The organism is Pseudomonas oryzihabitans, from assembly GCF_007665395.1.
Classification (GTDB): Bacteria; Pseudomonadota; Gammaproteobacteria; order Pseudomonadales; family Pseudomonadaceae; genus Chryseomonas; species Chryseomonas psychrotolerans_C.
Window position 1 is genome coordinate 1 of sequence record NZ_VDND01000035.1, and the last position, 337, is coordinate 337.

Here is a 337-nt window from a genome sequence, read left to right on the forward strand (position 1 = left end):
GCTGGCCAGCCTCTCGACCGAGGAAAAGGCCCGCGGGGTGATCGCCGCCAGCGCCGGCAACCATGCCCAGGGCCTGGCCCTGGCCGCTCGCGAGCTGGGCGTGCGGGCGATCATCGTCATGCCCCGTACCACCCCCGAGCTCAAGGTCATCGGCGTGCAATCGCGCGGTGGTGAAGTGGTGCTGCATGGCGATGCCTTCCCCGATGCCCTGGCCGAGGCCCTGCGCCTGGTCGAGGAGCAGGGCTACACCTTCGTGCCGCCCTATGACGATCCGGACGTCATCGCCGGCCAGGGCACCGTGGCCATGGAGATCCTGCGCCAGCACCCCGGTCGCCTG

General features: G+C 70.9%; 1 protein-coding gene. It reads left to right on the plus strand.

The annotated features are described in order from the left end of the window. Nucleotides 1-337 (plus strand): pyridoxal-phosphate dependent enzyme (locus FSV73_RS25470; protein ID WP_145013147.1); only part of this gene is annotated, 337 nt, incomplete at both ends.